A 24,472-nucleotide genomic window follows, 5' to 3' on the forward strand; every position below is an offset into this window, starting at 1 on the left:
TCAGGGCTCCGGACGCCACCCGTTCTTCCGGCCCCGAACGGGCTCGTCGGCCCGGCGGATGCGGGTGCGTGAATGGGTCTGCGGCCGACGCCGCGGCGTGCTGGGCGGCAGCGGCGGCAGCGCGGACTCGCCGTCGCTCTGCAGCTTGTCGATCAGCTCGTCGGCAACCTCGGCCAGCTTGCGCTCGTCGGCGTACGCGAGCCGCGACGGCAGCTCGGGGATCGGCACCCACGCCACCTCGGCGACTTCGACGTCTTCGTCAGACAACTCTCCGCCGGAGAAACGCATCAGATAATGATGAACGGTCTTGTGCACGCGTCGGCCATCGGTGACGAACCAGTAGTCGATGCGGCCCAGTGCGGCGAGCACGCTGCCCTGAATCCCGGTCTCCTCGGCCACTTCCCGAATCGCGGTCTGCTCGGCCGTCTCGCCAAGCTCGATGTGCCCCTTGGGCAGCGACCACAACATCCGGCCCCGCCGATCCAGCCGCCCGATCAGCGCCGCGAGCTGTTCGTCGCGGGGGCGGTCGATGTTGTCGATGACCAGTCCGCCCGCCGAGGTTTCGTGCACCGTGCGCAGCCGCTCGGGGCCGCGGCGGGCCGGGCGACGCTGGTTGGGCTTCGCCGGAGCGGCCGATGTGCCGGCGGCCGTCGCCTCGTTGCCGGATTTGGCTTCACCAGACCCCGCCGAGCGCCGACCACGGCGCCTTCCCCGACGCCGACGTGGTTGCGGATTTTCGCCGTCGGACACCTAAGCGATGGTAGCTGGCGTGCTCAGACGCTCTGGGCACACTCGCCGGTAGTGAGCTGCGGGATCGGGCTACCGGGCCCGATTTGCCGCACTCCTCAGCGCCGAAAGACGGCGCTTCGTCATCCGGCTACGCTCTACTCCCGTGCCCGACGACCCCCAGGATGCCGAGCTGTTGACCGCTGCCGCGGTCGCGCTCAACAGCCACGCCGACGTCCTGAGCGAGCTCGGCGCCCTGTTCGCCGCGGCGGGCCACGAGCTGTATCTGGTCGGCGGCTCGGTGCGCGACGCCGTCCTGCAGCGCCTGAGCAGTGATCTCGATTTCGCGACCGACGCGCGTCCCGCACAGTTGCAGAAGTTGCTGCGGCCGTGGGCCGATGCGCTGTGGGACACCGGCATCGAGTTCGGCACCGTCGGCGCGGAGAAGAACGGCCAGCGCCTGGAGATCACCACCTTCCGGGCCGACCGCTACGACGGGGTGTCGCGCAACCCGGAGGTCCGTTTCGGCGACTCGCTCGACGACGACCTGGTGCGCCGCGACTTCACCGTGAACGCCATGGCGGTGCGTGTAACCGCTTCTGGCGCAGCCGAATTCGTCGATCCACTGAACGGTCTGGCCGCGCTGCGGACCCGCGTGCTCGACACCCCGGCCGCGCCGTCGATCTCGTTCGGCGACGACCCGCTGCGGATGTTGCGGGCCGCGCGCTTCGTGTCGCAACTCGGCTTCGGCATCGCGCCGCGGGTGCTCGAGGCGATCCTCGACATGGCTCCGCAGCTGGAGCGGATCACCGCCGAGCGGGTCGCGGCCGAGCTGGACAAGTTGCTGATCGGTGCCGATCCGGTGGCCGGCATCGACCTGATGGTGCAGACCGGTCTGGGCGACGTCGTGCTGCCCGACGTCGGTGGCATGCGAATGGCCATCGACGAGCATCACCAGCACAAGGACGTCTACGAGCATTCGCTGACCGTGCTGCGGCAGGCCATCGCGCTGGAAGATGACGGCCCGGACCTCGTGTTGCGCTGGGCGGCTCTGCTGCACGACATCGGCAAGCCGGCGACGCGCAAGCACGAATCCGACGGTGGGGTCAGCTTCCACCACCACGAAGTGGTCGGCGCCAAGATGACGCGAAAGCGGTTGCGCGCCTTGAAGTATTCCAAGCAGCTCGTCGACGACGTCTCGCAGCTGGTGTACCTGCACCTGCGGTTCCACGGCTACGGCGGTGGCAAGTGGACCGACTCGGCGGTCCGCCGCTACGTCACCGACGCAGGCCCGCTACTGCCAAGGCTGCACAAGCTGGTGCGCGCCGACTGCACGACCCGCAACAAGCGTCGCGCGGCCCGCCTGCAGGCCAACTACGACGACCTCGAAACGCGGATCGCCGAACTGGCCGCGAAGGAGGATCTGCAGCGGGTCCGCCCCGACCTCGACGGCAACGAGATCATGGAACTGCTCGGCATCCCGGCCGGCCCGCAGGTGGGGGAGGCGTGGCGGCACCTCAAGGAACTGCGCCTGGACCGCGGGCCGCTGACACATGACGAGGCGGTCACCGAGCTGAAGAACTGGTGGGCGACCCGCGGGAACCAGTAGCGCTGCGGCGCCGTCGAATTGGGCATGGAGTACTGCTTGGGTGCCGGGGACGGCGCTGCATCGATGTTCGATCACGGACCGGATCTCGACCTCGACGGCGATGGCCGGTTGGACGCTTTCGGTCTGGATCTGGACCATGACGGACTGGCCGACGACGCGCTGGCCGATCTGGACGGCGATGGGATCGCCGATCACGCCGTCTACGACGTCGGCGGTGGCGGCGAGCGCTACGTCACCGACGACGGCACCGGAACCTGGGCGATCGCCGCCGATCGCCCGCCCCGGCCGGCGGCGGGCCTGCGGTGGTTCGGCCTCGACGGGGTCGAGCACACCGGCGCGCCCCTGACCGACTTCGGCGCCGGGGACGTTCGGCTGGTGGACAGCGACGGCAACGGCCTGGCGGACCGCGCTCTGGTCAGCGGCGCCGACGGCGTGACCGGCTACGTCGACACCGACGGCGACGGCCGCTGGGACGTCAAACTCAGCGACACCGATGGGGACGGCGCCGCGGACGCTGCCAGCGCGGTGACGCCGACAACGTAGGCCCCTGCCGGGGCGGGCCGGCCGGTACTGTGACGGCCCATGACCTCCGACTTGTCGCGCCCGGACTCGGTGAGCGCTGCCCTGACCGAGATCCTGCGCGACGACCTCAACATCGACGTCAGCCGCGTGACCCCGGAGTCGCGCCTGGTCGACGACGTGGGCCTGGATTCGGTGGCCTTCGCGGTCGGCATGGTCGCGATCGAAGACAAGCTCGGCGTCGTGGTGAACGAGCAGGAGCTGCTGGGCTGTGACACCGTCGGCGACCTCGAGAACGTGATCCGGGCAAAGGTCCCGGTCGGCCAGTGAGCGCGCTGGCCACCGCCCTGTCCAGGGCGATGCGCGCCTCTGCTCACGACCTCGTCGTCTTCGACAAGGAGTCCGACGGGTGGTTGCGCCAGCCGTGGTCGCAGGTGCACGCCCGCGCCGAAGGCATTGCCACCCGCATCCTCGACCAGCCCGCGCAGGGCGCGGTCGGTCTGGTCGGTGAGCCGACCGCCGACTTCGTCGCCGCCGTCCAGGCGACCTGGCTGGCCGGCCAGAGCCTGTCGATCCTGCCCGGCCCGGTCCGCGGTGCCGACCCGCAGCGGTGGGCGGAGGCGACGCTGGCCCGGTTCGCGGGCCTCGGCGTCCGGACGGTCTTCACCCACGGCGAGGAACTCGCGCTGCTTCAGGGCCGGGACGGGCCGACGGTCCTCGACCTGACCGCTGTCGCGCACGAGCCGTCGACCACCTTCACGCCAGTCGACCCCGCGCCCGGGACACCGGCGATCCTGCAGGGCACGGCCGGCTCGACCGGAACTCCGCGTACCGCAATGCTTTCCGGTGAGGCCGTGCTGAACAACACCCAAGGCCTGCTGAACCGCCTCGGGGTCGACCCGGCGGTCGACGGCGGCTGCACCTGGTTGCCGCTCTACCACGACATGGGGCTGACGTTCCTGCTCAGCGGCGCGCTGGGCGGGGTGCCCGTCTGGCTCGCGCCGACGTCGGCATTCACCGCGTCGCCGTTCCGGTGGCTGCGCTGGCTCAGCGAGAGCGGCATGACGCTGACGGCCGCCCCCAACATGGCCTACAGCATGATCGGCAAGTACGCCCGGCTGGTGTCCGATGTCGACCTCGGCCGCGTGCGGTTCTCCATCAACGGCGGCGAGCCGGTCGACTGCGTCGGCATGGAACGCTTCGCGGAGGCGTTGCGCCCCTTCGGTTTCGACGCCGGGGCCCTGGCCCCGTCGTATGGATTGGCCGAGTCGACCTGCGCGGTGACGATCCCGCAGCCGGGCCGGGGTCTGCGCTACGACGACATCGATTCCGGCACGGGCGAACCGCGCCGGCACGCGATGCTGGGCGAGCCGATCGACGGCATGGAAGTCCGCGTCAACCACGAGTCCGACCACTCCGCCGAGGTGCCCGGCCGGGACGTCGGTGAGATCGAGATCCGCGGTACCTCAATGTTTTCCGGCTACCTGGGCGATGCTCCGGTCGACCCCGCCGCCTGGTTCCCGACGGGCGATCTGGGCTACCTGACCGATGACGGCTTGGTGGTCTGCGGCCGGGCGAAGGAGATCATCACCGTCGCCGGGCGCAACATCTTCCCCGCCGAGATCGAGCGCGTCGCGGCTGAAATCCGTGGCGTGCGTGAGGGAGCCGTCGTCGCCGTCGGCACCGACGACGATGCGACTCGCCCCGGACTGGTGATCACCGCCGAGTTCCGCGGCCCTGATGAAGCCGGCGCCCGCAGCGAACTGGTCGCCAAGGTGGCCTCCGAATGCGGCATCGTTCCGGCCAACGTGGTGTTCGTCCGGCCGGGAACGCTGCCGCGCACCTCGTCGGGCAAGCTGCGCCGCCTCGAGGTCAAGCGCAATCTGGCAGGAGCCACGACATGACCGACGAGCTGAGCATCGAGGACTACCGGGCGCTGCTCGGCGATGTCTTCAACGACGACGTCCTCAAGTGGACCGCGGAAGCCGAAGAGAGCGAACGGTTTCCACGCAAGCTGATCGAGCACCTGGGAGAGCGCGGCGTCTTCACCCAGAAATGGCTGAACGGCCAGCACCCCGACGTGGCCAAGCTCATCGCGCTGGCGATCGAGTTGGGCAAGCTCGGCTCGGCCGGCATCGGCGTCGGCGTCAGCCTGCACGACTCGGCGATCGCCATCCTGCGCCGCTTCGCCCGGTCGGACTACCTGAAGGACATCGCCGAACAGGCCATCCGCGGTGAGGCGGTGCTCTGCATCGGCGCCTCCGAGGAGTCGGGCGGCTCGGACCTGCAGATCTGCGAGACCGAAGTCCGTTCTGTCCGAAACGGATTCGAAGTCAAGGGCATCAAGAAGTACGTGTCGCTGTCTCCGGTCGCCGACTACATCATGGTGGTCGGTCGCGGCGTCGACGACGACACCGCTAGCCGGCACGGCAACGTGTTGCTGATCGCGGTCCCGTTGGAGCAGGCCGAGGTCCAGACCCCCTACCGCAAAGTCGGGGCCGGACCACTTGACACCGCCGCCGTGCACATCGACACCTGGGTGCCCGCCGATGCGCTGATCGCCCGTCCCGGAACGGGTTTGGCGGCGATCTCCTGGGGGCTCGCACACGAGCGGATGTCGATCGCCGGCCAGGTCGCCGGGGGCTGCCAACGGGTGCTCGGCATCACCCACGCGCGGATGGTGGAGCGGCGGCAGTTCGGCGCGACGCTGTTCGAGCATCAGGCGCTGCGGCTGCGGATGGCCGATCTGCAGGCTCGCGTCGACCTACTTCGGCACGGCCTCAACGGAATAGCCGCCGAGGGCAAACTCGACCTACGGGCCGCCGCCGCGGTGAAAGTCACCGCGGCGCGACTCGGCGAAGAGGTGCTGTCGGAGTGCATGCACATCTTCGGCGGATCCGGGTACCTGGTCGACGAGACGCCGCTCGGCAGATGGTGGCGGGACATGAAGCTGGCCCGCGTTGGCGGCGGCACTGACGAGGTGCTGTGGGAATTGGTCGCTGCCGCAATGAAACCCGACATCGACGGGTATCACGAGCTGCGCGCCTAACGAGCTGCCGGCCCGAACTTGTCGGTAGTGTCTGTCATGATCGCGTCATGTCCTCGATCGGATGCGTTGATGCTTCGGCGGTGAGCCGCGCCGAGCGTCTGGAGATGCTGTTCGAGGAGTTGGCGGAGCTGTCTGGCCAGCGTAACGCGATCGACGGGCGCGTCGTTGAGATCGTCGCCGAGATCGATCACGACGGGTTGTGGGGCGCCACCGGGGCGCGGTCGGTGCGGGCGTTGGTGGCGTGGAAGACCGGCTGCTCGCTCGCAAACGCTCATACGGTCAGCACAATCGCGAGCCGTCTGCCGGAGTTCCCCCGCTGCGCCGAAGGCATGCGAGAGGGCCGCCTGTCGCTGGATCAGGTAGGCGTCATAGCGGCGCGGGCCGGCGAGGGATCCGACGCGCACTATGCCCAGCTGGCCAGTGTCGCCACCGTTGCTCAGCTGCGCACCGCCGTCAGCTTGGAACCGCGACCCGACCCCGATCCTCGGCCCAAGCCCGAGCGCTCGATCACCACGACCCGCACCGAGCACGGCAGCCGCTACCGGATCACCCTTGACCACCACGACGCCGCGAAGTTCGACGCTGCCTTGGCATCTCACCTCGATGCGCTGATCGCCGAGTGGAAGCACGATCACGGCGGCGGCGCGGGCGACCCAGATCAGCGACCCCCACTACCCAACACCGCCGAGGCGTTCATGCGACTCATCGAAGCCGGCTGGGACACCGAGACTGCGCGACGCCCGCACGGGCAGCACACCACCGCGGTGGTGCATGTCGACGTCGAACAGCGCGCCGCCGCACTGCATCTGGGTCCGCTGCTCACCGACGCCGAACGCCGGTATCTGACCTGTGATGCCACGTGTGAAGTCTGGTTCGAGCGCCGCGGCGAGGTCATTGGCGCCGGCCGGACCACGCGAACTGTCAATCGTCGGCTGCGCCGCGCGCTCGAGCATCGCGATCGCACGTGCGCGGTTCCCGGTTGCGAAGCGACGCGCGGCCTACACGCCCACCACATCCAGCATTGGGAAGACGGCGGCCCCACCGAGTTGGCCAACCTGGTATTGCTGTGCCCCTATCATCACCGGTTGCACCACCGAGGCGTCATCACCATCACCGGACCCGCGAGCAACCTCACCGTCACCGACAACCAGGGTCACGCACTCAGCCCGGCATCACTGGCACGCCCGCCCACACAACCCCCGCCGGATGTCCCGCCCTGTCCAGGACCCCTCGGCGAACGCGCCGACTGGTGGTGGTACGACCCTTTTCAACCGCAACCACCACCGTCGACCAACTAATCGCGGGCGAAACCTGGCGCGCGGCGGGCACATCTTCTGAGGTGCGGGGCCGCGGGCAGCTCAGCCCGTGGAGACGATGCGATCAGCGACCACGCGGGCCACGGCGACGGCCGGGGCGCTGGTGGTCGGCTCGCCGCGCCGACCGACGATCTGGGCAACTCCGACGTCCACCAGATAACGCGACACGGCGGTGAGCGCGCGCATCCTTGGAAGAGGGTTGTTGTCGGTCTCCCCGGACTTGTCCAACACGATGGCGTTGAGGACGCCACCGTCCTCGTTCACGCGGGTGATATCGGCGAAGTCATCCGAATCAGCACCGATGATCGCGCTTTTCGTGCGCACGGACCTGCCCTCGCAGCGTCGCCACTGCGAGACGAACCGGGTGTAGAAGGAGTGTGCGCTCGCCGGTGAATCCAACTCCACCAGCGTGACATAGAGGCGGTAATCCGGTTCGGGAAACATCTCGGCGCCGGAAACGGACTCCCACTCGGCTTCGATGGTCCCGCGCACCGGGGCGGGTTCGTAGGTCTGTTGCATGCCCGGGGTTGCGGCGCCCAGGCACTCCATCGGCGATGCTTCTGCCATGCCGTTGGGCAGCCGCTCGAGCCCGCCGGGACGCCCGACCAAGGCGGTCTTCATCGGAGCCCGGACGGCACCGGATATGTCGCCGTCGTCGGGTATGAACTGCCGGAGAAGTTGCGCGGACGCCGCCGGGGAGCTTTCCGACCGCCTGGCGACCGGGTGTCCGCCGACGCTGTGCGAACAGCCCGCCACCACGACTACGCCGCAAGCCAGCATCCGGACATACCCCAACGAATGGCTCACCAGGCCAACGGTAGTGGTTGCGCCGCCCGGCCCAATGGGGCGACCGCCTGCGCTAGCGCGCCGCGGGCACGTCCTCAGGGGTGCGCGGCAGCGCATACAGCGCCATCCGCCGGTTGCTCATATCGTGCTCGCCGAGGAACGTGCAGCCGGCGTACTCGCACAGCCGACGCGCCGAGGTGTTCCGGTGGTCGGGGTCGAACATGATTCGGCGACAACGGGGTTCGACCTCGAAGACGCTGGCGACGATGCGCGGCAACAGGAACGGGCCGAGGCCCTTGTTGACGATCGACAGCTCGGCGATCGCCGCGTGCAGGCCGACGTCATACGGGTCGGCGTCGTAGCGGGTGGCGATGGAATCCCTTGCGGCGCGGTAGACCTCGACGTAGCCGCTGTCTTCGCCGTTCATGCGGCCGACGAATGGCCGGGAGTAGTCGCCGGCCACCTGGGCGTGCAGGTAGTCGCGCCACCGCGGCTCCGGCCAATCCGACTCCCAAGCCTCGACGAGGTGCGGCATGTTCATCCACCGCGAGATCATCGGCGCGTCGGCGTCCGGGTCGACCGGCCGCAGCGCGTACGGATCGGTGAGAACCGGTGTCGGCGGCGGGGGAGCGGCGCGGACGTCGTCGCTGATCTCGGTCAGCTCCCGCGGCAGGACAAAGCTCATAACGATCGGAGAGCTTACCGAAGCGAAGTTAGGGTCGCCTAACGCCCCGGGCCGGGCGGCCCCGCGAAGGCCTGCGCGATCGTCAGCCAGTGCGCCGCGTCGTCACCAGAAGCCGCTACGTCCAACTCACCGAGCGGCCGGCGCTGCGTAACCAGGAAGCAGAAGTCCTCGGCCGACCCGGTCACCCGCTGCGCCGCATCGTCCGGACCCCAGGTCCACAGCTCGCCGTCCGGCGCGCGCAGTTCCACGTGAAACGGCTCGGCCGGCGGCGCCAGCTCGTTGATGACGAACGCGAAGTCGCGGGTGCGCACCCCGATGTGGGCGATCGACCGCAGCCGCGCCGTGGGCTGCCGGGTCACGCCCAGCGCGTCGGCGACGTCGAGGCCGTGCGCCCAGGTCTCCATCAGCCGCGCCGTCGCCATCGACGGGCCGCTCATCGGCGGGCCGAACCACGGCAGCTTGCGGCCCTCGTCGACGGTCAGCAGTTCGGCGTGCAACTGCGCGCGGGTGGCCCGCCAGTCGGCGAGCAGCTCTGCGGGCGGCACCGAGGCCAGCTCGTCGGCCGCGGTATTGACGAATCCGATAGGGTCCTCCAGCGCCGTGTTGACGATGTCGGCGAAGCCGTCGGCGTCGGTGACCGACACCAGCGCGCCGCGGTCGGTCCACAGCAGGTGCCCGATCTGGTGGGCGACGGTCCAGCCGGCCGCGGGCGTCGGCGTGGCCCAACGGTCGTCCGGCAGCGACGCGACGAGCGCGTCCAGCTCGTCGCTCTCGGCGCGCAGGTCGTCGACAATCTGCGAAAAGTCGGCCATCCGCGTACTTTAACGACGCCCGATCACGCTGTGCGCCACCAGCCCGCAGAGGTAGACGACGCTGCCCGACATCACCAGGGCGGGCGCACGGCCGTCCGCGGGAATCACGCAGGCCGCCACGGTGATCGCGGCGATGAAGGCCACCCAGAACAGCGAGTCCTGCACGGCGAACACGTGTCCGCGCAACGCGTCGTCGACATCCATCTGGATCGCGGTGTCGGCGCACAACTTGAGCACCTGGCCGAGCGCCCCGAGCAGCAACCCGCCCGCCACCAGCACCCACAGCTGCAGGCCGACACCGACGATCTCGATGCCGGCGGCCAGCAGCAGGGCGCCGTTGGCGGTGGCGTAGCGCCCCCAGCGCCGCACGGCCGCCGGCGTCACAAGGTTGGCCAGAAACGAACCGCCGCCCGCCGCCGCGACGAACAGCATGGCGCTGCCCAGCGGCGACACCGACGCGGCGTGGCCGTTGCGCACCAGCAGCAGCACCAGTAGCGAGTTGATGCCGAACACCATCCGGTGCGACGCGAGCCCGGACAGGGTGGCCGCCACGGTCGGCCGCTGCAGCACGGTCCGCACGCCGTGCAGCCAGCCGGTGACCACGGCGTAGGCCACCGAACCGTGGATCGCGCGGGAGGTGTCGTCGGGACCGAGCACATGGCCGGCGAACCGCAGCGAGAACAGCAGCGCCACCAGCAACGGCGCGACCACCAGCAAGATGATCGACGCGGCCCCGGTGTCGCCGGAGCCGAACAGCGCGCGCGGCACCAGCATGAAGTTGGCGCCGAGGAACGCCGCGATCGCCCCGACCGCCGACGCGATCGAGTTCATCGTGACGACCTGCTCGCGCGGCACCACGTGCGGCAGCGCCGCCGACAACCCGGACGCGACGAACCGCGCCAGCCCGTTGACCACCAGCGCGCCGCACAGCACGATCGAATCACGTGCGCTCAGCGCCAAGCTGACGCCGACGGCGGCGACGGACACCACCCGGCCCGCATTGGCGAAGATCAACACCAGCCGCCGGTCCCAGCGGTCCATCAGTGCCCCGGCGAACGGGCCGAGCAGCGAGTACGGCAGGAACAGCACGGCGAACGCGCCGGCGATGGCCAGCGGGCTGGACGCCCGGGCGGGGTTGAACAGCAGTGCCCCGGCGAGGCCGGCCTGGAAGAGGCCGTCGGCGAACTGGCTCGCGAGCCGAAGCCGTAGCAGCCGCCAGAAGTCGGGCAGCGCGCGCACCGTTCGCCATACGGCGACCGGCGCGCTCGGATGAGTCACGGAACCTGCTTCCCGATTGGTCGGGCGATTATCGAGCGCCTGTCACAACACTACAAATTCTGGCCGACCGCGCTTCGGGTTGACCACCGCCGTCGGGCCCGGGTGCCATGATGGTCGGGTGGCGCAGCCCGAGGACCCAGAGGATTTCATTGCCCCTGCCGCACATCGAGTGCGCGCGGGCACCTTGCTGCTGGCCAACACCGATCTGCTCGAGCCGACGTTCCGGCGCAGCGTGATCTACATCGTCGAGCACAACGACGGGGGCACGCTCGGCGTGGTGCTCAACCGGCCCAGCGAGACGGCGGTCTACAACGTGCTGCCGCAGTGGACCGACCTGGCGTCGAAGCCGAAGACGATGTTTATCGGCGGGCCGGTCAAGCGCGATGCGGCGCTGTGCCTGGCGGTGTTGCGGGTCGGCGCGGTTCCCGACGACGTGCCCGGCCTGCGCCATGTGGCCGGCCGGATGGCGATGGTCGACCTGGACGCCGACCCCGAGGCGATCGGCGCCGCGGTCGAGGGTGTCCGGATTTTCGCCGGCTACTCGGGTTGGACGATCGGCCAACTCGAAGGTGAGATCGAGCGCGACGACTGGATTGTGTTGTCCGCGTTGCCTTCTGACGTGTTGGTCGAGCCGCGGGTGGACCTGTGGGGACGCGTGCTGCGCCGTCAGCCGCAACCGCTGGCGATGCTCGCGACGCACCCGATCGACGTCAGCCGCAACTAGGGCGATCGCGAGGCCGGTGTTTTTCCGGTCGAAGCGGGTCGCCCTTTCAGACTAGGGCGATCGCGAGGCCGGTGTTTTTCCGGTCGAAGCGGGTCGCCCTTTCAGCGAGCCGGGACTAAGCGGGCGCGGCGGCGGGTTCGTCGTCGTGGGAGTCGCGCGAGAGCCGCTCGCGATCACCGAGCACACGATCAGCTGGATCTGGTGAAAGATCATCAGCGGCAACATGATCACGCCGACGGTCGCGGCGGGGAAGAACACCAGTGCCATCGGGAGCCCGGACGCCAGGCTCTTCTTCGACCCGCAGAACAGCAGCACGATGCTGTCGCCGCGGTCCAGGCCCACCAGGCGGCCGACGAACCAGGTCAACGCCAGCACCAGCGCCAGCAGCAGCGCGTCGACCACCGTGACGACGGCCAGCTTCCACGGATCCACGCTGGCCCAGATGTGTTCGACCATGCCCATCGAGAATGCGGTGTAGACCACCACCAGAATCGACCCGCGGTCGACGGCCTTGGTCAGCGCGGCGTGCCGCAGGACCCAGTCGGCGATCCACGGCCGCATCAACTGGCCCGCCACGAACGGCAGCAGCAACTGCACCAGCACGTCGCGCACGGCGGTGGCGTCCATTCGGGCCCCGCCGCTGGTGTTCATCAGCAGCACGACCAGCAGCGGTGTCAGCGCGATCCCGACGATGTTGGACACTGAAGCGCTCACCAGGGCGGCCGAAACATTGCCCCGCGCAATCGATGTGAACGCGATCGAGGACTGCACCGTCGACGGCACCAGGCACAGGAACAGCAGCCCGTTGTACAGATCGAGGTTCAGCGCCCATGGCACCAGGCCTCGGCAGGCCACGCCGAGCAGCGGGAACACCACGAAGGTGGTGGCCAGCACCAACAGGTGCAGCTGCCAGCGCTTCACGCCCTGCCAGGCCTGCTGCGGCGAAAGCCGCGCGCCGTAGAGCCAAAACAGCAGGGCGATAACGACTTTCGCGGCCACCGACATGACATCGGCAAAGGCGCCACGAGCCGGGAACAACGCCGCGAGCGCGACGGTGGCCGCCATGGCCAGCAGAAAAGTGTCGATCGGCAGCTTCTTCAGCATGCGAACGCCGGTCAGTGGCAGGTCAGGGTGCAACCGGCACAGGCGCCGCCGCAGCTCCCGGCGTTCTCCTCCTGGCGCAGCGCGTAGCGCGCGGTCTGGTACGACCCTGCGGCGACGGTTCCCAGCGCACCCGCAATGCAGACGCATACGACGGTCAGCGCGGTGGCCGGCGGCGCGGCCAGGGCCACCGCCCCGGCGACGGCCAGCATGGTGGCGGCGGCCAGTTGGGGCGGCGCGACCGAACGCATCACCAGTCCGGCGGTGCTGGTGACGGCGGGACGGGTCAGCGACCGCAGTCCGAGAACGGCCAGAACACCCGCCGCGCAGACGCACAGCACTCCCGTGATGAGCATGGGGACACCATACGAGGCGTCCGCGCCGGGTGCAGCGCCCGGTTGGTCAGCGCGTGGGCGCCGCCGGTGGTGGGACGGCCGGGGCCGGGGCTGGGGAGCGGCCGGGCCTGCGGGGGAGCAACGGGGGCCGGGCCGCTGGCGGGCGGGTTGGACCCGGGCGCGCCCGCGCGGAACCCGTTGACGATGCCGTCGGTGGCCTGCGCCTCCCCGACGCCGCCGCCGGCCTCGGTGGTGACGGACAGTGAGACCAGGTACTTGTCCGGTCCGGACGTGACGATGACGTGGCGCCGCGAGGTGTTCAGCGTCATCTCGTTCTGCCGGAAGGTGCCCTCGATGAGCGCCGACGGGGAGCCGTTGTAATCGACCAGCGAGGCGTCGGTGTTGCGCCAGGCCGGCAGCTGCTGGGTGTCGATGTAGCCGTGCGAGATGGCCTCATGCGGATCGAAATCCCCGACCAGTCGGTACACCACGAGCTGGGCGTTGGGGGCGTACAGGCTCGGGCTGCGGCGGTTGGCGATCACCACGAACGCGTCCGGGACGTTGGGGTCGGGAACCTGCGTCCAGCCCTGCGGCACCGGCAGCACGAGGTCGAGGGCGTTGAAGCCGGCGGCCTTCTGCGGCTCCATTTTGACGCCCTTGCCGTTGAAGAACTCGCGCAACGTGCCGGCGGTCGCGGGCATCAGCGCCGGTGGGACGGCAGCCGCGGGGGGAGGCGCCGGCACGGGTGCGACGGGCGCCGCGGCGGGCACGGCCAGGGGGGCCTGCGGCGCGAGGCCGGGCATCGGGTTGCCGAGCGCGCCGGGCACGGCCTGCGGGACCTGCGGTACGGGCGCGGGAACCGGGACGGGGCCGGGCCGGGGCGGGAACACCGGATCGGCCGACGCGATGGGGCAGGCAACGCTGAGCACGCCGGCGGCACCGACGGCCAGACCCGCGACCGTTGCTCGCCAGCTACGGGGCATGTGCTTCATGAGAGGGTCCTTCCGAGGGTGCTCGGGTCGTTTCGAAGTCGCAGAAAGCGACTGTAACCAGCGGGAAGTCGTGGCTTCCAGGACTGCAATCGACCTTTGACCCACCTGGAACCAACCCCTGACCGGTCCGCAATCCAACCGAGACCGTCGACGGTCGGCGGGTCGCTCGACGTCGTCCTTATAACCTGTTGGGCGTGACCGACTCCGACCCCGACGCACCGCGGTACCGCTACACCGCGGACCTGGCCGGCCGCATCGAACAGACCTGGCAGGACAACTGGAACCGGCTGGGGACCTTCAACGTGCCCAATCCCGTCGGCTCGCTGGCGCCGGCCGACGGCGCCCCGGTGCCCGACGACAAGATGTTCGTCCAGGACATGTTCCCCTACCCCTCGGGGGAGGGTCTGCACGTCGGGCACCCGCTCGGTTACATCGCCACCGACGTCTACGCCCGCTACTTCCGGATGCTGGGCCGTAACGTGTTGCACGCCTTGGGCTTCGACGCTTTTGGACTGCCCGCCGAGCAGTACGCGGTGCAGACCGGCACCCACCCTCGCACGCGGACCGAGGCGAACATCGTCAACTTCCGGCGCCAGCTCGGCCGGCTGGGCTTCGGGCACGACAACCGCCGCAGCTTCTCCACCACCGACGTCGACTTCTACAAGTGGACCCAGTGGATCTTCCTGCAGATCTACAACGCGTGGTTCGACACCGACGCCGCCAAGGCCCGGCCCATCGCTGAGCTGATCGCCGAATTCGATTCCGGCGCGCGCTCATTGGATGACGGTCGCCCGTGGTCGGCGCTATCGACCGGCGAACGCGCCGACGTGATCGACAGCCATCGCTTGGTCTACCAGACCGAGTCGATGGTCAACTGGTGTCCGGGCCTGGGCACCGTACTGGCCAACGAGGAGGTCACCGCCGACGGCCGCAGCGAACGCGGTAACTTCCCGGTGTTCCGGAAGCGACTGCGGCAGTGGATGATGCGCATCACCGCCTACTCCGACCGACTGCTCGACGACCTCGACGTGCTGGACTGGCCGGAGAAGGTCAAGACCATGCAACGCAACTGGATCGGGCGATCCACCGGCGCGGAGGCGCTGTTCTCGTCGGCTGCCGGCGACATCGAGGTATTCACCACCCGGCCCGATACCCTGTTCGGCGCAACGTATCTGGTGTTGGCGCCCGAACACGAACTGGTCGACGGCCTGGTCGCGGCGCACTGGCCGGACGGGGTGAACGCGCACTGGACCTACGGCGCCGACACACCTGCGCAGGCCGTCGCCGACTACCGCCAGGCGATCGCCGCGAAGTCCGACCTGGAGCGCCAGGAGAACAAGACCAAGACCGGCGTCTTCCTCGGCGCGTACGCCACCAATCCGGCCAACGGTGGGCAGGTGCCGGTCTTCATCGCCGACTACGTGCTGGCCGGCTACGGCACCGGCGCGATCATGGCGGTGCCTGGTCACGACCAGCGGGACTGGGAGTTCGCCAACGCGTTCGGCCTGCCGGTCGTGGAAGTCATTGCCGGCGGCGATGTTTCGCTGGGCGCCTACGCCGGCGACGGCACCCTGGTCAACTCGGACTACCTCAATGGGTTCGACGTCGCCGCGGCCAAGCAGACCATCACCGAGCGGTTGGAGTCCGAGGGCCGCGGCCGGGCCCGCATCGAATACAAGCTGCGGGACTGGCTGTTCGCGCGGCAACGCTACTGGGGCGAACCGTTCCCGATCGTCTACGACGACGACGGTCGTGCGCACGCGCTCGACGACGCGGCGCTGCCAGTAGAACTGCCGGACGTGCCGGACTACTCGCCGGTGCTGTTCGACCCCGACGACGCCGGCAGTGAGCCGTCGCCGCCGCTGGGCAAGGCCACCGACTGGGTGAACGTCGAACTCGATCTCGGCGACGGCCTGCGGCACTACGCCCGTGACACCAACGTCATGCCGCAGTGGGCGGGCAGCTCCTGGTACGAGCTGCGCTACACCGACCCGCACAACCCGGATCGGTTCTGCGGCAAGGAAAACGAGGCTTACTGGATGGGCCCGCGACCCGCCGAGCATGGGCCGAACGACCCGGGCGGGGTCGACCTCTACGTCGGCGGCGCCGAGCACGCCGTGCTGCACCTGCTGTATTCGCGGTTCTGGCACAAGGTGCTCTACGACCTCGGCCATGTCAGTTCCCGCGAGCCCTACCGGCGATTGATCAACCAGGGCTATATCCAGGCGTTCGCCTACACCGACGCTCGTGGTGCGTATGTGACGGCCGCCGACGTGGTGGAGCGCCTCGGCAAGTTCTTCCACCCGGGAGAGGGCGAGGAGATCGAGGTCTTCCAGGAATTCGGCAAGATCGGTAAGAGCCTGAAGAATTCGATCTCGCCGGACGAGATGTGCGACGACTACGGCGCCGACACCCTGCGGGTGTACGAGATGTCGATGGGTCCGATCGAGGCGTCGCGGCCGTGGGCGACCAAGGATGTCGTTGGCGCGCAACGTTTCCTGCAGCGGGCCTGGCGGTTGGTGATCGACGAGGGCTCCGGCGCGGCCCGGGTCACCGACACCGACCTGGACACCGCGACGCTGCGGCTGCTACACCGGACCATCGCCGGGGTGTCCGAAGACTATGCGGCACTGCGCAATAACACCGCGGTCGCCAAGCTGATCGAATACACCAACCACCTGACCAAGCAGCACCGCGACTCGGTGCCGCGGGCGGCGGCCGAGCCCCTGGTGCTGATGCTGGCCCCCGTTGCGCCGCACCTCGCGGAGGAATTGTGGCAGCGGCTCGGACATTCCGACTCGCTGGCCCACGGGCCGTTCCCGGTGGCCGATCCGGCGTACCTGGTCGAGGACTCGGTGGAATACCCGGTTCAGGTCAACGGCAAGGTGCGTGGCCGAATCACGGTATCCGCCAACGCCGCTGCCGACGCCGTGGAGGCCGCCGCGCTGGCCGACGAGAAGGTGCAGGCATTCCTGGCCGGCGGCGCCCCGAAAAAGGTGATCGTGGTTCCCGGCAAGATGGTCAACCTCGTCGTCTAGCCGCGAGCCTGAAGTCAGGGTCGCGGATGCCGCGAGATCGCAGCCCTGGCTTCAGTTTCGCGGCAAAGGCGTCTATCCGCGAGGTCGCAGGATGACCTCCTGCAGATGCCCGTCGGGCGGGGTCGCCACCGCCTGCGCGACGGCCGCGGCGACGGTCTCGGCCCGCAGGAACTTCGCGGCGTCGTAGTCGCCGCCCTCATAGGACACCAGCTCGCGCTGCATGTCGGTGTCGGTGCGGCCGGGGTAGACGGTGGTGACCCGCAGGTCCGGCTCGCTCAGCCGCAGCGAATCGGCGAACGCGCGCAGCGCGAACTTGCTCGCCGAATACGACGCCATGTTCTCCGAGGCCTTGCGGCCCGACCCAGAGTTGATGAACACGACCTGACCGTGCGCCTTGCGCAGCGCCGGCAGCAGCGCCAATGTAACGGCAACGGCACCAACGACATTCACGTCGAAGGTGGTGCGCCACTGCTCGACGGTGGACTCGGCGATGCGCCCGGGCAGCGACACCCCCGCGTTGTGCACCAGCACGTCGAGTTCGCCGATGGTCGCCGTCGCGTCCGCGATCGCGTCGGCGTCGGTCACGTCGAGGGGAAGTGTCGTCGCGCCGAGCTGCTCCGCGGTGGCCTGCAGCGCGGGCGACGGCCGTCCGGCCAGCAACAAGGTGTGGGTGGGTGCCAGGGCATCGGCGATCGCGGCGCCGATTCCACGGCTGGCACCGGTGATGAGTGCGGTCCGCATAGAAGCCACGCTACCTTTGCGCGGCAACGATTTACGCGGTGGCGTCTCCGTTGGCGGCCGCGGCCGGGGTGGCCACGGCCTCACTGGCGGCCAACCGCTCTAGCGGAGCCAGGGCCTTGGTCAATGCCTCGACCTCGGAGCCATCCAGATTGCCGATCAGCGCGGCCAGCGCGGTGATGCGGTTGCTCAGCGATTCGCGGTGAACCGCCAGGCCGCGCGGGGTGATGTCGACGAGCACCGCGCGCAGGTCCGAGGGGTCGCGGGACCGCTTCACCAGGCCGATCTTCTCCAGCCGGCGAATCGCGACTGTGGTGGTGGGGGTTCGGACCCGCTCGTGCGCGGCCAGATCGGTCATCCGGATCGGCCCGCGGTCCAGCAGCGTCACCAGAATCGACAGCTGGGCCAGCGTCAGGTCCTGGGCGGCTTCCTTGCCGGCGCTGGGATCGCCGCGGCGCAGGATGGAGAACAGTTTGGAGAGCGTACGGTGAAGCCCCTCCGCGAGCTCGATGAGCTCAGGGCTGGTAGCCCCAGTCTCCGTCATAGTTCGACAGTCTAACCTGTCGCCTGTTCAAGGGCCCGCAAATGGCCTTCGTGCTCATAGCACCTGTGACAAGAAGCGCTGCAAACGCTCGGTCGCCGCTGCCTCGAAGATCTGCGCCGGCGGCCCGGTCTCCACGACCTGACCGTGGTCCATGAACACCACGGCGTCGGATGTCGACCTGGCGAACGCCATTTCGTGGGTCACCACCAGCATCGTCATGCCGTCAGAACCCAGGTCGGCGATCAACGCGAGGATGCCCTTGACCAGTTCGGGATCCAGCGCCGAGGTGGCCTCGTCGAACAGCATCACCTGGGGCTCCATCGCCAGCGCGCGGGCGATCGCCACCCGCTGCTGTTGACCACCCGACAGCGCGCCGGGGCGGCTGTCGGCCTTGTGCTTCATGCCGACGCGGTCGAGGTGGGCCAGCGCCAACTCCCGGGCCGCGTCGCCGGAGAGCCGTTTGAGCTTGCGCGGTGCCAACGTTACGTTGTCGAGCACGCTGAGATGCGGGAACAGATTGAAGTGCTGGAACACCATGCCGATCCGCTGCCGCACCGCGTCGGGATCCTCGGTCAGGACGGATGTGCCGTCGAGCAGGATGTCGCCCTGGTCGGGTTCGTGCAGCCGGTTCAGCGTGCGCATCAGCGTCGACTTGCCCGATCCCGACGGCCCGATCACCGCGACGGTCTTGCCGGCGGGCGCGGTGATGTCGACGCCGCGCAACACCTTGTTGTGGCCGAATGCCAGGTGAATTCCCTTGCCGGCCAACGACACCGAGCCGGTCATGTCATCTCCTCGTTGCCCGTCAGCGTCGGTTCGGTCGCGGGTTTGCCGTGTCGCAGCCGATGGTCGACGACGTTGACCAGATGCGTCAGCGGGATGGTCAGGATCAGGTAGAAGGCGCCCGCGGCGACCAGCGGCGAAAGACTGCCGGTCTGGGCGTTGAGGTCGCGGCCGACCTGGAATAGCTCGCGCTGGCCGGCGATCAGGCCCAGGAAGTACACCAGCGCAGAACCTTTCAGCAGCGCGATGAACTGGTTGACCAGCGCGGGCAGCACCCGGCGGATGCCCTGCGGAATGACCACCATCCGCATCGCAGTCTGGTAGCTCAGGCCGAGCGCGCGGGCGGCGTCGAGCTGCCCAGGTTCGACACTCTGGATGCCGGAGCGAAATATCTCGCCGACGTACGCCGCCGCCGTGAGACCCAACGCCGCGATGCCCAGCGGATAGGGGTTGTTATTGGTCAGCCCGCCCACGATCGGCCCGATCCCGAGACCGATCAGCAGGATGATCACCACCTCGGGCAGGCCGCGGAAGATGTCGGTGTACACCCGCGCCGGCCAGCGCAGCCAGCGGACCCGCGAAATGCCGGCGACCGCGAGCCCCATGCCGACCACCAGCCCGATCACCCCCGAACTCAACGTCAGGAACAGGGTGTTCGGCAGGCCCGTCTTCAGCATCGTCGGGATGGCCTGCTTGTAGAGCTCCCAGTCGAAGAACGAATCCCGCAACTGGGTCAGCGTCGACTTCGGCGGCGCGGCCTCGTCGATCGCCCGGTGATTGTGCTCGGCGATCGCCGCGAAGTCCGGAAGGTGCGGCGTCAGAGCGGATTTCGAGCCCGGATGCCAGCCGCGCGGCAGCGGCCGCGGCACCCAGTCGGTGTAGAGCTGCGACCAGGTGCCGTCGGCGATCACGGCGTCCAGGCCGGCGTTGAGCGCCGCGATCAGCGGCTGGTTGTCCTTGGACACCGCGTACGCCACGAAGTTGCCGAGCCCGAACGTGTACGCGGCGATCGACGCGGTGTCGCCCGGCCGCATCACGTTGGTGGCCTCCATCGCCGGCGCCACCCACGCATCGATCTGGTGGGTCTTCACGCTGGTGTAGACGGTGGTGAAGTCGGGAAACTTGACCGGCTCGATGTGCAGGGTGTCGACGACGTAGGCCTCCTCGACCGTGCCCTGCACCACGCCGATCCGCTGCCCGGGCGCGAGGTCGTCGAAGCTGCCCAGCGACGAGCCCGACGGCACGATCAGCGACAGGTAGCCGAAGTCGTAGCCGTTGGTGAAACCGACTGTGCGACGGCGTGCTTCGGTCGCCATGATCGATGACGAGCCGACGTCGAAGCGCCGCGACGCAACCTGAGCGAGCAGGCCGGCGAAGTCCGTGCCGGCGAAGACGACATGCAGCCCGAGCTTGGCCGCGATCGCCCGCAGCAACTCGTTGTCGTAGCCGGTGTAGCGCCCGGTGCCGTCCAGGCAGCTGGTCGGCGGGCCGCCGGGCTGAGTCCCGACGACCAGCGTGCCGGGTGTGCGCAGGCCCAGCGCGCCGATGTTCACCGAGCTCAACGGCTGCACGTTGGCGCTGGTGTACTTGTCCTCGCGCGGCCTGTTGGCGGTGGCGAGCTTGCGCGGCAGCGCGATCGCGCCTTCCTTACCGACCGGCTTGCACAGGTCGTTGTCGGCGTTGGCCGGCGCGATCGGCGTCAGCGTGTAGGTCAGCAGGATCGTGGCCAGTAGCGCGGCCAGTTTCGTCGCGCCGGCCCTCATGCCGAATCACGCCACCGGCACAGCGCCTCGGCGTTGCTCAGGTCGTAGTCCGGGCCGTTGACGCCGACGGTCAGCAGCGTCACCCCCAGCGCGACCAGGCCCTCGGCGTCGGCGAGCAGATTGTCGGCGTCGACGCCCGCGCTGCGCTCGATGGTGGCGGGGTCGCGACCGACCGCGGCGCAATGCTCGGCCAGCGTCTCCGCGGCCTGCGGGTAGCTGTCGACGGTGGTGAAACCGTGCCAGATGGCGCCGTACTCGGCGACCAGTCGCAGCGTCTTCTTCGGTCCCTTGCCGCCGATCAGCAGCGGAATGTCACGGGTGGGCGCCGGGTTCAGCTTGGCCAGCCGGTCGTTGATGCGCGGTATCGCCCCGCCCAGGTCGTCGAGCCGGCTGCCGACCGTGCCGAACTCGTAGCCGTATTCGTCGTAGTCCCGCTGCTTCCAACCCGACCCGATGCCGAGAATGAGCCGGCCGTCCGAGATGTGGTCGACGGTGCGAGCCATGTCGGCCAGCAGCTCCGGGTTGCGGTAGGAGTTGCAGGTCACCAGCGCGCCGATCTCGATGCGGGATGTCTGCTCGGCCCACGCGCCGAGCATGGTCCAGCACTCGAAGTGGGCGCCGTCCGGGTCGCCGTACAGCGGGAAGAAGTGGTCCCAGTTGAAGGCGATGTCGACGCCGATGTCCTCGCAGCGGCGCACCGCGTCGCGCAGATTGCCGTAGTCGGGAGCGTGCTGGGGCTGCAGCTGGACGCCGATGCGAATCGGGCGGGCGGAGGAAGTCATGCCCCCACGGTAGGCGCGCGCCGGATTCAGCCCGCGAGCACGCCGCGCAGGATCTCGGTCAGCACCAGCGGCTGGTCGCTCTGCACCGAGTGACCTGAATTCTCGACGATCTGAACTCCCCGGAACTGCCGCGCGCGCCCGGCCAGCTCGTCGGCGTCCTCGTCGGTGACGAAACCCGACGTCCCGCCCCGCACCAACCTGACCGGGATCGACAGGCCCGAGACGGCGTCCCACAGGCCGTCGAAGTCGGGGAATTCCCGGATGGTGTCCCAGCGCCAGGTCCAGTTGCCGTTGTCGAGCTGACGAGTGTTATGAAACACGCCGCGGCGCAGCGACTTCCGATCGCGGTGCGGTGCCGCGGCGGTGGTGATGTCGAGGATCGCCTCGAAGCTGTCGAATTCCCGGTCGCCCTGCATCAGCGCGACCGTGCCTTGCTGCTCCTTGGTCATCTTGGCGACCCGCTTCATCGCCGACGGGGTGACGTCGACCAGCACCAGTTCGCGCAATAGTCCCGGCGCGATCGCGCCCAGCCCGATCGCGGTGAGCCCACCCAGCGACATGCCGACCACCAGATCGGCGTCGGGGGCCAGCTCCTCGATCACCGGCTTGACCGCCGCGGCATTGTGTTGCGGCGAGTAGTCGCCATCCTCCCGCCAGGCCGAATGCCCGTGGCCCGGTAGGTCGACCGCGAGCGCGGGCACGCCGAGGCCGACGATGACGGTGTCCCAGGTGTGCGCGTTCTGCCCGCCGCCGTGGAAGAACACCACCCGCGGCGACTCGTCTCCCCACTGCAGGGCGCTGACGCCGCCGGACTCGATCCGCCGCACCGACGGCAGCGGGCCGTCGACGCCGGCCTGCTCGGCGTTCTCGGGCAGCAGCCCGAATTCGGACAGTCCCAGCAGCTCGTCGTCGGAGATGTCGGTCATGGCTCTCGACACTAAAGGACGTACCGGCGGCGGATACCGCGGAATCGTTCCCACATCGCGGCGGTCCGCTCGGCCTCGGTGACTCGCGTCGTGTCGGGCGGAAGTTCTTCGAGCAGTTCGTCGTGCGCGACGACCCGGGTGCTCAGGACGGCGGGCTGGCCCTCGAGCATGTGCCGATACGTCAGGTTGCCGCGCTCGAAGCCCTGGGTGTCCAGCCAGTTCTGCACGCCGGGATCGCGATGCGTCATCACCAGCCGGATCCGCCCGTCGGCGTCGACGGCGGCCCGGCCCGGTGTGTAGCTCACCGGCCGGTAGAGGTAGTCCATGCTGTTGAAGAAGACGCCCATGTTGGTCAGCATCCAGAGCCCGTCGTGGGCGTCGAACTCGACGATCAACGCTTCGTCCGGGCCGAGCTCCCAGTACATGTTGGCCGCGGCGCGGCCGCGTTTGGCATCGGCGCCCGTCGCTTCGACCGCCGGGAAGGTGTTCGGGTGGTCAGCGTCGACGCCGCCGTAGGCGAACGGGAACTCCGGCCAGTCCGACATCAGGCCGGTGACGAAGTCGCCCGCCCAGCTGATTGCCTCGAGCATCGCCTCGGCGGTGGGCAGCGGCTTGGGTGTGGTCATGTCGACCCGCTCGATCCGGAGCTGCGCGGGCTGCTCATCCCAGCGGTCAAAACCCTGTCGGATGAACAGCTTTCGCGATTCCGAAGTGGTGGGCAGCCAGTTGCCGGGGCGCTGAGGCCCGCCGATGTACAGCTCGAATTCGCCCTCGCCGACGTCGAAGGTGTTGGCTTCCGGGGTGTCGCCGAACGGCTCGTGCAGCACGCCGGGTCCGGCTGTGCGACGGCCCTGCACGGTCACGTTGAAAAACCTTGCCGTGCCACGGTTTCCGATCAATCGATACGTCGAGTCGCCGTCGATCCACGCCTGCTGGTAGGTGAAGTCGCCGCAGTCGCCGCCGAGTTTGCGGGTGGGGCCGCAGAACGCGTGCAGCGTCGGGTAGCGGGTGTCCCGTGTCTCCAGCGCCAGATCGAATGCCTGGCCGAGGTTTTGGGTGAGGAAGCGGAACGCGTCGACCCGCTGCGCCCCCGAGGGCGAGTTGGCGTCCTTGAACACCTGCTCGCCGGCGTCGCGCAGCCGATCGCAGAACGCGCGCCACGCCGCTTGCAGCGAGGCGTCGTCGCGGCCGTCACCGAACGCCATCTCAGGCGCCCAACCTGTCCAGCATCGCCCCGACGACATCACACGCCCGCCGGGCCGCATTGAGCCGGCCTTCCTCCTCGATGCGGGGCCCGATCAACTCCAGGTCGAAACCGCCGGTGTAGCCGGCCCGCAATGCCTGCGCGACAAGGGATTCGATCGGGATCGCTCCGTCGCCAGGCACCGCGCGGCCCGGCAGCGACCGGTCGCCGAGCACGTAGTCGCTGAGCTGGATGAGCCGGGTCCGGGGCAACGCGTCGCGGAGTAGGTCGTCGACGCCCGCCTCCGCCCAGCAGTGGAAGAGGTCGATGCAGAGGTCGAGCCCGCTCATCTCGGCGAGGGCGACGGTGTCTCGCAGCGTGTGGGCGATGTGCAGATCGGCGTAGAGGCTCGACGCGTTCTCGATCGCCAGGGCGACGCCGGCGTCGCGGGCACGGTGCACACACGGCGCGACCCTGTCGCAGAACCGCTCGGCGGCCTGCCGCCAGGTGAGTTCGCCGCGGCCGCCGGTGAGCATGTACACCGTGCGGGCCCCGGCCGCGGCGGCGTCATCGATCACCTGCGGCAGCGCGGTCGGATCGAACAGGTGGTAGACGGCCTCGACGGTATAGTCGTTGTGCGACAGCAGCATTGACACCTCTGCCAGCTGGCTGTCGAGGATGCTCAACCTGGTCAGACCGAGATCGGTCCAATGTTGCTCTAACTCGGGCACCGTCGCGCCGTAGAACGTCACGTTGTGCACCGAGAGGCGCTCGTGCGTCACG

The 24,472-nt window shown here is 69.1% G+C and carries 24 protein-coding genes; 8 read left to right on the forward strand and 16 right to left on the reverse strand.

The window, feature by feature from the left end; genetic code table 11:
• Positions 1–750 (reverse strand): NUDIX hydrolase, encoded by a 750-nt coding sequence (locus tag PT015_RS17555; protein WP_285186129.1) that lies wholly within the window; start codon positions 748–750, stop codon positions 1–3.
• Positions 751–892: 142 nt separating this feature from the next.
• On the opposite strand from PT015_RS17555, the gene PT015_RS17560 reads away from it, so the two are divergent.
• From PT015_RS17560 to PT015_RS17585, 6 genes are read left to right on the forward strand one after another with little or no spacing between them, the layout of a single operon-like run.
• Entirely contained in the window at positions 893–2,335 is a 1,443-nt protein-coding gene (locus PT015_RS17560; RefSeq protein ID WP_285186130.1) for a CCA tRNA nucleotidyltransferase, read from the forward strand.
• Between the two features lie 24 nt (positions 2,336–2,359).
• A complete protein-coding gene (locus tag PT015_RS17565) occupies positions 2,360–2,878 on the forward strand; it encodes a pullulanase (protein ID WP_285186132.1) in 519 nt (172 codons plus the stop codon).
• Positions 2,879–2,917: 39 nt separating this feature from the next.
• The gene (locus PT015_RS17570) at positions 2,918–3,184 is read left to right on the forward strand and encodes an acyl carrier protein (protein ID WP_285186134.1); all 267 of its coding nucleotides are present in this window, start codon (positions 2,918–2,920) and stop codon (positions 3,182–3,184) included.
• Positions 3,181–4,758 carry a long-chain-fatty acid--ACP ligase MbtM gene (mbtM, locus tag PT015_RS17575; protein ID WP_285186135.1) on the forward strand — a complete coding sequence of 526 codons (1,578 nt, stop codon included), beginning with the start codon at positions 3,181–3,183 and terminating at the stop codon, positions 4,756–4,758. Before PT015_RS17570 ends, mbtM begins: the two co-directional genes overlap by 4 nt.
• Positions 4,755–5,903 carry a mycobactin biosynthesis acyl-ACP dehydrogenase MbtN gene (mbtN, locus tag PT015_RS17580; RefSeq protein ID WP_285186136.1) on the forward strand — a complete coding sequence of 383 codons (1,149 nt, stop codon included), beginning with the start codon at positions 4,755–4,757 and terminating at the stop codon, positions 5,901–5,903. The genes mbtM and mbtN overlap by 4 nt, the downstream gene beginning before the upstream one ends.
• A gap of 47 nt (positions 5,904–5,950) precedes the next feature.
• Positions 5,951–7,201, forward strand: coding sequence for an HNH endonuclease signature motif containing protein (locus PT015_RS17585; RefSeq protein ID WP_285186139.1), 1,251 nt, complete (start codon positions 5,951–5,953; stop codon positions 7,199–7,201).
• Between the two features lie 60 nt (positions 7,202–7,261).
• On the opposite strand, the gene PT015_RS17590 is transcribed toward PT015_RS17585, so the two are convergent.
• Genes PT015_RS17590 through PT015_RS17605 form a run of 4 tightly spaced genes read right to left on the reverse strand, consistent with a single transcriptional unit; the run spans position 7,262 to position 10,780 of the window.
• On the reverse strand, positions 7,262–8,026 hold the full coding sequence (locus PT015_RS17590) for a sensor domain-containing protein (protein WP_285186140.1): 765 nt from the start codon (positions 8,024–8,026) through the stop codon (positions 7,262–7,264).
• 52 nt (positions 8,027–8,078) lie between these two features.
• A complete protein-coding gene (locus PT015_RS17595) occupies positions 8,079–8,690 on the reverse strand; it encodes a GNAT family N-acetyltransferase (protein WP_285186141.1) in 612 nt (203 codons plus the stop codon).
• Between the two features lie 38 nt (positions 8,691–8,728).
• Positions 8,729–9,502: a TIGR03084 family metal-binding protein gene (locus PT015_RS17600; protein ID WP_285186142.1), complete on the reverse strand. Its 774-nt coding sequence runs from the start codon at positions 9,500–9,502 to the stop codon at positions 8,729–8,731.
• A 9-nt stretch (positions 9,503–9,511) separates the two neighbouring features.
• On the reverse strand, positions 9,512–10,780 hold the full coding sequence (locus PT015_RS17605) for an MFS transporter (protein WP_285186143.1): 1,269 nt from the start codon (positions 10,778–10,780) through the stop codon (positions 9,512–9,514).
• Positions 10,781–10,898: 118 nt separating this feature from the next.
• Here PT015_RS17605 and PT015_RS17610 point away from each other — a divergent pair, with 118 nt between their 5' ends.
• Positions 10,899–11,504 carry a YqgE/AlgH family protein gene (locus PT015_RS17610; protein ID WP_285186144.1) on the forward strand — a complete coding sequence of 202 codons (606 nt, stop codon included), beginning with the start codon at positions 10,899–10,901 and terminating at the stop codon, positions 11,502–11,504.
• Between the two features lie 51 nt (positions 11,505–11,555).
• Here the strand turns inward: PT015_RS17610 and PT015_RS17615 are convergent, their stop codons facing one another.
• From PT015_RS17615 to PT015_RS17625, 3 genes are read right to left on the reverse strand one after another with little or no spacing between them, the layout of a single operon-like run.
• Positions 11,556–12,608 carry a bile acid:sodium symporter family protein gene (locus PT015_RS17615; RefSeq protein WP_285186145.1) on the reverse strand — a complete coding sequence of 351 codons (1,053 nt, stop codon included), beginning with the start codon at positions 12,606–12,608 and terminating at the stop codon, positions 11,556–11,558.
• Positions 12,609–12,619: 11 nt separating this feature from the next.
• Positions 12,620–12,961, reverse strand: a complete 342-nt coding sequence (locus tag PT015_RS17620) for a hypothetical protein (protein ID WP_285186148.1) — start codon at positions 12,959–12,961, stop codon at positions 12,620–12,622.
• Positions 12,892–13,932 (reverse strand): LpqN/LpqT family lipoprotein, encoded by a 1,041-nt coding sequence (locus PT015_RS17625; protein WP_285186150.1) that lies wholly within the window; start codon positions 13,930–13,932, stop codon positions 12,892–12,894. Before PT015_RS17625 ends, PT015_RS17620 begins: the two co-directional genes overlap by 70 nt.
• A gap of 185 nt (positions 13,933–14,117) precedes the next feature.
• Here PT015_RS17625 and leuS point away from each other — a divergent pair, with 185 nt between their 5' ends.
• Positions 14,118–16,970, forward strand: a complete 2,853-nt coding sequence (gene leuS / locus PT015_RS17630; RefSeq protein ID WP_285191159.1) for a leucine--tRNA ligase — start codon at positions 14,118–14,120, stop codon at positions 16,968–16,970.
• A gap of 72 nt (positions 16,971–17,042) precedes the next feature.
• Here leuS and PT015_RS17635 read toward each other — a convergent pair whose 3' ends face one another.
• Genes PT015_RS17635 through PT015_RS17670 form a run of 8 tightly spaced genes read right to left on the reverse strand, consistent with a single transcriptional unit; the run spans position 17,043 to position 24,471 of the window.
• Complete coding sequence (locus PT015_RS17635; protein WP_285186151.1) at positions 17,043–17,711, reverse strand: SDR family oxidoreductase; 669 nt, start codon at positions 17,709–17,711, stop codon at positions 17,043–17,045.
• A 31-nt stretch (positions 17,712–17,742) separates the two neighbouring features.
• On the reverse strand, positions 17,743–18,252 hold the full coding sequence (locus PT015_RS17640; protein ID WP_285186154.1) for a MarR family winged helix-turn-helix transcriptional regulator: 510 nt from the start codon (positions 18,250–18,252) through the stop codon (positions 17,743–17,745).
• Between the two features lie 54 nt (positions 18,253–18,306).
• Complete coding sequence (locus tag PT015_RS17645) at positions 18,307–19,038, reverse strand: amino acid ABC transporter ATP-binding protein (protein ID WP_285186155.1); 732 nt, start codon at positions 19,036–19,038, stop codon at positions 18,307–18,309.
• The gene (locus PT015_RS17650) at positions 19,035–20,798 is read right to left on the reverse strand and encodes an ABC transporter substrate-binding protein/permease (RefSeq protein ID WP_285186156.1); all 1,764 of its coding nucleotides are present in this window, start codon (positions 20,796–20,798) and stop codon (positions 19,035–19,037) included. The genes PT015_RS17645 and PT015_RS17650 overlap by 4 nt, the downstream gene beginning before the upstream one ends.
• Positions 20,795–21,580 carry an LLM class F420-dependent oxidoreductase gene (locus tag PT015_RS17655; RefSeq protein WP_285186159.1) on the reverse strand — a complete coding sequence of 262 codons (786 nt, stop codon included), beginning with the start codon at positions 21,578–21,580 and terminating at the stop codon, positions 20,795–20,797. The genes PT015_RS17650 and PT015_RS17655 overlap by 4 nt, the downstream gene beginning before the upstream one ends.
• A gap of 26 nt (positions 21,581–21,606) precedes the next feature.
• On the reverse strand, positions 21,607–22,506 hold the full coding sequence (locus PT015_RS17660; protein WP_285186160.1) for an alpha/beta fold hydrolase: 900 nt from the start codon (positions 22,504–22,506) through the stop codon (positions 21,607–21,609).
• A gap of 11 nt (positions 22,507–22,517) precedes the next feature.
• Positions 22,518–23,711, reverse strand: coding sequence for a hypothetical protein (locus tag PT015_RS17665; RefSeq protein ID WP_285186163.1), 1,194 nt, complete (start codon positions 23,709–23,711; stop codon positions 22,518–22,520).
• Between the two features lies 1 nt (position 23,712).
• Positions 23,713–24,471 (reverse strand): sugar phosphate isomerase/epimerase family protein, encoded by a 759-nt coding sequence (locus tag PT015_RS17670; RefSeq protein ID WP_285186164.1) that lies wholly within the window; start codon positions 24,469–24,471, stop codon positions 23,713–23,715.
• Position 24,472: the final 1 nt, after the last annotated feature.

It is taken from the genome of Candidatus Mycobacterium wuenschmannii, assembly GCF_030252325.1.
GTDB classification, from domain to species: Bacteria; Actinomycetota; Actinomycetes; order Mycobacteriales; family Mycobacteriaceae; genus Mycobacterium; species Mycobacterium wuenschmannii.

Excerpts from the sequence above, each read along its gene's own strand:
- PT015_RS17615 (WP_285186145.1), bottom strand. The coding sequence starts at position 12,608 with ATGCTGAAGAAGCTGCCGATCGACACTTTTCTGCTGGCCATGGCGGCC.
- PT015_RS17570 (WP_285186134.1), top strand. The coding sequence starts at position 2,918 with ATGACCTCCGACTTGTCGCGCCCGGACTCGGTGAGCGCTGCCCTGACC.
- mbtN (WP_285186136.1), top strand. The coding sequence starts at position 4,755 with ATGACCGACGAGCTGAGCATCGAGGACTACCGGGCGCTGCTCGGCGAT.
- PT015_RS17645 (WP_285186155.1), bottom strand. The coding sequence starts at position 19,038 with ATGACCGGCTCGGTGTCGTTGGCCGGCAAGGGAATTCACCTGGCATTC.
- PT015_RS17635 (WP_285186151.1), bottom strand. The coding sequence starts at position 17,711 with ATGCGGACCGCACTCATCACCGGTGCCAGCCGTGGAATCGGCGCCGCG.
- PT015_RS17650 (WP_285186156.1), bottom strand. The coding sequence starts at position 20,798 with ATGAGGGCCGGCGCGACGAAACTGGCCGCGCTACTGGCCACGATCCTG.
- PT015_RS17620 (WP_285186148.1), bottom strand. The coding sequence starts at position 12,961 with ATGCTCATCACGGGAGTGCTGTGCGTCTGCGCGGCGGGTGTTCTGGCC.
- PT015_RS17665 (WP_285186163.1), bottom strand. The coding sequence starts at position 23,711 with ATGGCGTTCGGTGACGGCCGCGACGACGCCTCGCTGCAAGCGGCGTGG.
- PT015_RS17640 (WP_285186154.1), bottom strand. The coding sequence starts at position 18,252 with ATGACGGAGACTGGGGCTACCAGCCCTGAGCTCATCGAGCTCGCGGAG.
- PT015_RS17625 (WP_285186150.1), bottom strand. The coding sequence starts at position 13,932 with ATGAAGCACATGCCCCGTAGCTGGCGAGCAACGGTCGCGGGTCTGGCC.
- PT015_RS17655 (WP_285186159.1), bottom strand. The coding sequence starts at position 21,580 with ATGACTTCCTCCGCCCGCCCGATTCGCATCGGCGTCCAGCTGCAGCCC.
- PT015_RS17565 (WP_285186132.1), top strand. The coding sequence starts at position 2,360 with ATGGAGTACTGCTTGGGTGCCGGGGACGGCGCTGCATCGATGTTCGAT.
- PT015_RS17595 (WP_285186141.1), bottom strand. The coding sequence starts at position 8,690 with ATGAGCTTTGTCCTGCCGCGGGAGCTGACCGAGATCAGCGACGACGTC.
- PT015_RS17585 (WP_285186139.1), top strand. The coding sequence starts at position 5,951 with ATGTCCTCGATCGGATGCGTTGATGCTTCGGCGGTGAGCCGCGCCGAG.
- PT015_RS17660 (WP_285186160.1), bottom strand. The coding sequence starts at position 22,506 with ATGACCGACATCTCCGACGACGAGCTGCTGGGACTGTCCGAATTCGGG.
- PT015_RS17600 (WP_285186142.1), bottom strand. The coding sequence starts at position 9,502 with ATGGCCGACTTTTCGCAGATTGTCGACGACCTGCGCGCCGAGAGCGAC.